Origin of the sequence: Myxococcus sp. AM011 (genome assembly GCF_013372595.1) — a bacterium.
In the GTDB taxonomy this organism is placed as follows: domain Bacteria; phylum Myxococcota; class Myxococcia; order Myxococcales; family Myxococcaceae; genus Myxococcus; species Myxococcus eversor.
The window spans coordinates 1-6,605 of sequence record NZ_JABXEM010000414.1; the positions used below are offsets into that span (position 1 = coordinate 1).

General features: G+C 69.1%; 7 protein-coding genes. 2 read left to right on the forward strand and 5 right to left on the reverse strand.

Annotation, left to right across the window (positions count from 1 at the left end):
- A partial coding sequence (locus tag HUW62_RS44920) for a VWA domain-containing protein (RefSeq protein WP_176437943.1) occupies positions 1–1,122 on the forward strand: 1,122 nt, incomplete at its 5' end.
- A gap of 77 nt (positions 1,123–1,199) precedes the next feature.
- Here HUW62_RS44920 and HUW62_RS44925 read toward each other — a convergent pair.
- The 4 genes from HUW62_RS44925 to HUW62_RS44940 all read right to left on the reverse strand — a co-directional run bounded on the left by HUW62_RS44925 (position 1,200) and on the right by HUW62_RS44940 (position 4,527).
- A complete protein-coding gene (locus HUW62_RS44925) occupies positions 1,200–2,855 on the reverse strand; it encodes a hypothetical protein (protein ID WP_176437944.1) in 1,656 nt (551 codons plus the stop codon).
- Entirely contained in the window at positions 2,852–3,670 is an 819-nt protein-coding gene (locus HUW62_RS44930; protein ID WP_163866538.1) for an ABC transporter ATP-binding protein, read from the reverse strand. Before HUW62_RS44930 ends, HUW62_RS44925 begins: the two co-directional genes overlap by 4 nt.
- A 70-nt stretch (positions 3,671–3,740) precedes the next feature.
- Positions 3,741–4,118, reverse strand: a complete 378-nt coding sequence (locus HUW62_RS44935) for a response regulator (protein ID WP_163866539.1) — start codon at positions 4,116–4,118, stop codon at positions 3,741–3,743.
- A gap of 166 nt (positions 4,119–4,284) precedes the next feature.
- Positions 4,285–4,527: a hypothetical protein gene (locus tag HUW62_RS44940; RefSeq protein ID WP_163866540.1), complete on the reverse strand. Its 243-nt coding sequence runs from the start codon at positions 4,525–4,527 to the stop codon at positions 4,285–4,287.
- 297 nt (positions 4,528–4,824) lie between these two features.
- Between HUW62_RS44940 and HUW62_RS44945 the strand changes: the two genes are divergently transcribed.
- Positions 4,825–5,103 carry a hypothetical protein gene (locus HUW62_RS44945; RefSeq protein WP_163866541.1) on the forward strand — a complete coding sequence of 93 codons (279 nt, stop codon included), beginning with the start codon at positions 4,825–4,827 and terminating at the stop codon, positions 5,101–5,103.
- 111 nt (positions 5,104–5,214) lie between these two features.
- Here the strand turns inward: HUW62_RS44945 and HUW62_RS44950 are convergent.
- Positions 5,215–6,605: M3 family metallopeptidase (locus HUW62_RS44950; RefSeq protein ID WP_176437945.1), on the reverse strand; the 1,391-nt coding region annotated here is incomplete at its 5' end.

A 6,605-nucleotide genomic window follows, 5' to 3' on the forward strand; every position in this document is an offset into this window, starting at 1 on the left:
AAGCCGCCCCCGGCGGTGAAGCCCGTCCAGGAGCAGCCCCCGGTGGACGCGAAGGCGAAGGCGCCCCGCCCTGAAATCGAGGTGGTCTTCGTGCTCGATACGACGGGCTCGATGAGCGGCCTGCTGGAGGGCGCGAAGTCGAAAATCTATTCCATCGCGTCTCGCATCGCCCAGGGCCGGCCCACGCCGCACCTGAAGGTCGGCCTCGTGGCGTACCGGGACGTCGGGGACGACTACGTGACGAAGCGGTTCGACCTGAGCGACGACCTGGACACGGTGTTCGCGAACCTGCGGCGCTTCGAGGCGGGCGGCGGCGGTGACTCGCCCGAGCATGTGGGCCGGGGCCTGGGCGAGGCCGTGTCGAAGCTGTCGTGGAACCAGGACCGGTCCGTGATGAAGGCCATCTTCCTGGTGGGTGACGCGCCTCCGGCGAAGCGCAACGATGACTGGGACTTCAAGTTCTGGGCGAAGCGCGCCCGCGAGCAGCACATCGTGGTGAACACGGTGCGCTGCGGCTCGGATGAGGAGACGCAGGTGGCGTGGAAGTACGTGGCGAAGCTGACGGACGGCACGTTCGACTCCATCGACCAGTCGGGCGGCATGGTGGCGGTGGCGACGCCGTACGACGCGGAGCTGTCGAAGGTGAACGCGGAGCTGGCGTCGAAGACGCTCTACACCGGCAAGGCGGAGGTGCAGGCCGCGAACAGGGCCCGCGCCGACGCCATGGCGGAGCTGGCGCCGGAGGCCGCGGCCGAGCGCATCAGCTACATGCGCAAGACGAGCAGCAGGGGTGGCAGCGGCGCGGCGGGGGCTCCCGCCCCGAGCAGCGCGCCCAAGGCGGTGGGTGGAGCGGTGGACCTGGTCGCCGCGCCCGCGTCACTGGCGAGCGTGCGTGACGACGAGCTTCCCTCCGAGCTGAAGGGCCTGAGCGTGGAGGGGCGGGCGAAGAAGGTGCAGCAGCTCTCCGACGAGAAGAAGGCGCTGGAGACGCAGGCGTCCAAGCTCGCCGCCGAGCGCGAGGCCTGGCTCGCGAAGAATCGTCCCGAGAAGGAGGACGCCTTCGACGCCAACGTGATGAAGGGCGTCAAGGCCCAGGCCGCGAAGCACGGCGTGACGTACTGAGCCCTGGCTCCGCGTCGCTCGAAGCAGACATCCGAGGGGCCGTGGTCCACCTTCCCAGGCGGCCACGGCCCTTCGTGCTATTCGCGCGTCACGGCGTGGAGGATGACCTCCCGCCGCCGGTCCAACAGGCGCAGCGCCAGGGGCAGCGAGCCCCGGTAGATGACCAGGTTGAGGGCCGCGCACAGGGCAATCATCGCCGCGGACTGCCAGGACGGCCCGTCCTTCCCCGCAAGCTTCAGCGCCCAGCCGAAGGGCATGCAGCCGATGCTGGCCGCGAAGATGCCCAGCATGGACGCTGTCAGCGGCACCTTGTCGCGCCGCTTGAGGCTCGCGTGGAACTTCACCGGGAAGTACAGCGAGAGGAAGTTGCCGGCGGCCATCAGGATGGGCACCACGCCCAGCACCGCGGCCAGGGCGCAGGCGATATCCACCACCGTCCCGAAGCCGAAGTACACCCGGTAGAAGACGGCCACCAGCAGCGCCATGCCGAGCGCCGCCGTCGCCTGCACCTGGTTCTTCGCGCGCAGCACGTCCGCCAGGTCCAACGGCGCCGCGAGGAACGCCGCGAAGCCCTGCCCGTCATAGGCGAACGTGTTCTGGGAGAACGTCGACGCAATCACCACCGCGCCGTAGATGCACAGGCCGCCCATCAGCCACGCGTCCGCCGAGCCCCCCAGCAGGAAGACGAACAAGTCCCGGCCGGACAGGAGCTTCAGCAGGATGGCCAGGATGAAGGGCACCGACGCGAGCAGGCGCGCGCGAGGGTTGCGCCACAAGTCGAGCGCCTCACGCGTCACCAGCGTGGTGAAGCGCGTGCGCGTGCGCTCGAAGGGGTTCTTGTCCTTCGCGTCCTTCATCTGCGGCCCCGCGCGGCCCGACTGCCGGTGGAAGCGCATCAGCAGCGCGTACGCCACCGCCATGCCCATGGCCGCGAAGAACAACAGGCCCAACCCCTCCGCCATCGCCACGCGCGGGCGGTACCAGGCGAGCTGTCCCAGGCCATCTCCGAAGAAGCCCGGAGGAACGCGTCCCAGCGCCACCGCCGCGTTGATGATGAGCGACATGTCCAGCGCGTCCACCCCGTCCTCGCCCACCGCCGTCAGCCACGAGGTGTCGATGGGCGGGATGAACGACGCGGCGACCAGGAAGGCCAGGAGGCCGCCGCCCATGATTTCAGCGCTGCGCTTCTCCCGCAGCACGTTGATGACGGCGTACAGCGCCACGCGGCTCCACGCCGCGCACAGGAACGCGAACAGCACGTAGAGCACCACCGCCAGCCACGGTGCCCACAAGGGATAGACGGAGGCGAAGCCCAGCGCGGCGCCCGTGAGCGGCGCGTAGAACACCAGCGCGCGCGGCTCGAAGAGGCTGGCCACCGTGGAGGCGATGAGCAGGCGGAAGGGCGAAATCGGAAACGCCGCGTACCGGCTCAGCTCCGAGTGGTCATCCACGCCGGCGGACAACAGCGGCCACGTCACCCACACGGAGAAGGTGACGAAGCACAGCAGGTTGAGGATGAAGTACGGCCAGACGTCGCTCTCCACGACGGGCTTGAGCCGCATCAGCGCGAAGAAGAACAGGCCGAAGAACAGGCCCGGCGCGCTCGACGCGATGAACGAGCCCACCGCGAGCAGGCGGCTCTTGCCCGGCCCCTGGTTCAACCCGATGTTGAAGCGCAGCCCCCACAACAGCCACAGGTGCCGGAAGAAGCCGGGAACGGCGGGGCGATTCATGCCGGCTCCCGCAGCGGGACGACGGGAGCGGGGGCCTCGCCGTAGAACGACAGCCGCGCGTTGCGCGACGAGGGCACGGCGATGAGCTTCTCGAACACCGCCTCCAGCGAGGAACAGTCGTAGCGCTGGAGCAAGGAGGACACCGGCCCCTGGTCCAGCATGCGTCCGGCCTGGATGATGCCCGCGTGGGTGGCCAGCCGGTCCGCGATTTCCAGCACATGCGTGGTGAGCAGCAGCGTGACGCCGCGCCGGCTCAGCTCGCGCAAGAGCTCGCGGATGACGCCCGCCGCCAGCACGTCGATGCCCTCGAAGGGCTCGTCCAGGAGCACCAGCTCCGGCGCGTGGATCAACGCCGCGGCGATGGCGAGCCGACGCCGCATGCCCTTGGAGTACTCGGAGACGAGCGAGCCCGCCTTGTACGTCAGCTCCGTCAGCTCCAGCAGCTCCGTGGCCCGCGCGGCGGCCTCGTCGCCGTCCAGGCCATACATGCGCGCGCAGAAGGTGAGGTACTGCCGGCCGGTGAGCCGCTCGAAGAGGCTCAGCTCCTCCGGCACCACGCCCACGCGGCGCTTCACCTCCATGGGCTTTTGCACCGCGTCCACGCCGAGCATGCGGATGGAGCCCGCGTCGGGGCCGTACACGCCTGTCAGGAGCGCGATGCTGGTGGACTTCCCGGCGCCATTGGGGCCCAGGTACGCGTAGAAGGCCCCCTTGGGTATCTGGAGGTCCAGGCCGTTGAGCGCGGTGAAGCCACCGAAGCGCTTGATCAGCCCGCGCGCGTCGACGGCGAGGTCATCGGAAGGGGAGGGCGTCATGAAGTGACGCCATCACACCCGAGCCCGGCCCCCCGCGACAATCCCCACCCGGCGGAACCGGGCGCGGAAGTCAGTGGACGAAGGCCATCTCCGGCGGGCCGACGATCTGCTGCACCGTCATCCGCACCTTGTCCAGGTCCACGGGCTTGGAGATGTAGCCGGCCGCGCCCACCAGCTCCGCCTCCCACTCGAAGCCGTAGCCGGAGATGATGATGATGGGCAGACCCCTGGCGCGCGGCATCTTCTTCAGCGCGTCCAGAAGGCCCCACCCGCTCATCACCGGCATGCGCAGGTCGAGCAGCACGGCGGCGGGCATGTCGCCCTCCAGATGGTCCAACGCTTCCTTGCCGTTGGCGGCCTCGACGGTTCGGTAACCCATCTCCTCGAGGGCATCGCTGATGAGCGTGCGGTGACTCGCGTCGTCATCGACGACCAGGATGTGGGACATGGCAGGGCCTCAGAGGGGAGCTGCGGCGTCTCAACCGCGGGATTCTATGGGCGGCAAGATGGGAACGGGAACTTCATTCCGGAAGGGGGCGCCCCACTTTTCAACAGCCAACCACCCTCGCGATGCAACCGGCTTCCAGCGAGTCCGTTGAGAGCCCGGCACACGGCTACTCTCGGGGCTTCTTCTCCAACTCCTCGGATTCGTCGGACCGGTGGTCCGTCCGCCGCAGATACGTGTTGTGCGCATAGCCCTGGCGCGACAACCGCTGCGACTCGATGGCGTCCGCGACCTTCGTGCACACCTGTCCCAACAGGCGCAAGGACTCCGCCAGCAGCTTCTCGGCGTGGTCCTGGGCGTCGGCGGCGGCGATGGTGGTTCGCTCTTTGCGGAACAGCCCTGGCAACTTCATCCCTCTGAATCTAGGAGACCCCGCCGCCTGGCGCTACCGCCCCGCTGACGCGCCCAAGTCCCCCAGGGACCTGTCCCGGCCTCGGACTCGGCGCCGCCTCGCTCCCTTGACAGGATTGACTGGCTGGCAAATTTACATTTTTGAGCAGCGGCCCCGGATGATCTGCCCGCCAGCCCCGGAACTGTCGTGTAACCCCCGGAAATTCAAAGGCCTTAACGAATTTTCAAGAGGGGGGATGACAGCGAGTTAATTCGTCCTTACATTGGTTCTCGTCTCATTGCTGCGGAGGAATTGCGCATGGCTTACGACGGCGAGCTGGTGAAGATGGAGAACGGTCGCTGGGCGCGGTTCCAGCGGTGCCAGGTGTACCGCCCGGGTGTGGCGGACGCGGGCGAGACGATGCTGCTCATCGCCGTGGAGCTGGAGGAGCGCTACCAGCTTCTCCTCGACGGAGCAGCGGATTCGCTGGCCCAGTACCGCTTCCAGGGCGTGCCCGTGCAGGTCCGGTTGGATCCGGACGCGCAGGGCATCACCCTCCAGCCGGAAGTGGCCGCATCCGTACCCGCCGTGCACTGAAGTCATGCTCCCCGTGAGCGTGCCGGTGCGGGTTTGACGGATTCACAACACAAGGGGCCTCGCGATTCACATCGCGGGGCCCTTTGAATTTACAGCCCCCGGCGGGATGCGTCAGCGGCCCTCCAGCCAACGCGAGTACGCCCCGAAGTCGTAGCCCCGGCCGAGGAAGTCCCGGACCAGGTCCGCGGCGTCCTTGGAGCCGCCCGGCGCCAGGACGGTGTCGCGGTAGCGGTGGGCCGTCTCCTCGTCCATCAGCCCGTGCCGTTCGAAGGGCGTGAGCAGGTCGCGCGCGATGACGAGCGACCAGAGGTACGTGTAGTAGAGCGCCGAGTAGTCGCCATCCAACTGGGTGAAGGCGAGGTGGGCGTACGTACCGCTGATGGCGCGGAAGGGCAGGTAGCGCTCCTGGAGGGCCAGGACGCTCGCGGTGGTGGCGTCGGTGCCCGCCGCGGGGGCGCCCGAGTGCAGGGAGAGGCTGACGGCGGCGTAGAAGAGCTGCTGGCGCACCCAGAGCCCCTTGCCGAAGGAGTCCGCGCGGCGCATCCGGGAGATGAGGTCGGCGGGCAGCGGCGCGTCCGTGTCGATGTGCCGGGCGAAGCGCTGCAGCGGCTCCACGCTCCAGGCCCACTCCTCCAGCACCTGCGCGGGGGCCTCCACGAAGTCGACCTCCGTGCGCGTGCCGGACAGGCCCGCCCAGCGCACCCGGCCGCCCAGCACGTGGTGCAGCAGGTGGCCGAACTCGTGGAGGAACGTCCGCACCTCGGAGTGCTGGAGCAGCGCGGGCCGCGCGCCGGGGCGAGGGAAGTTGCACGTCAGCACGCCCTCGGGAAGTGACTTGCCCGCGCGGCCGACGGCCAGGTCCCACTGCGCCGCGTGCGTGTACTTGCCGGGGCGCGGGTGCATGTCCAGGTAGAAGCGGCCTCGTCGCTCGGCGCCCTCGTAGACGTCAAAGACTTCCACGTCCGGGTGCCAGACGGGCGCGTCCAGCACGCGGCGATAGGTGAGGCCGAAGAGGCTGGAGGTGAGGTCCATCACCCCGCGCTTCACGCGCGTGTATTCGAAGTACGGCCGCAGCTCGCGCGAGTCGAAGCGGTACTGTTCGGCGCGCACCCTGTCCTCCAGCCACGCCTGCTCCCAGGGCTCCACGCGCGTGGCGGCCGGCACGTCCCGCTGCTTGCGCGTCAAGAGCGCGGCGTACTCGGAGCGCATGCGCCCGTCGACGGCGGCGGCCAGCTCCTCGATGAAGTCCGCCGCCACGCGCTCCTCGCGCACCATCTTGTCCTCGGCCGCGTAGGCCGCCCAGCTCGGGTAACCCAGCAGCGTGGCCAACGCGTGGCGTGCCTGGAGCATGCTCGCGAGTGTGTCCAGGTTGCGCGGGTGGCCCCGTCGTCGTCCCAGGCGCCACAGCGCTTCGCGCGCCGAGGTGTCCTTCGCGTACGTCATGAAGGGCCCCAGGTCCGAGGAGTCCGTGGTCAGGCGCACCCGCCCGTCCGGGCCGGGCG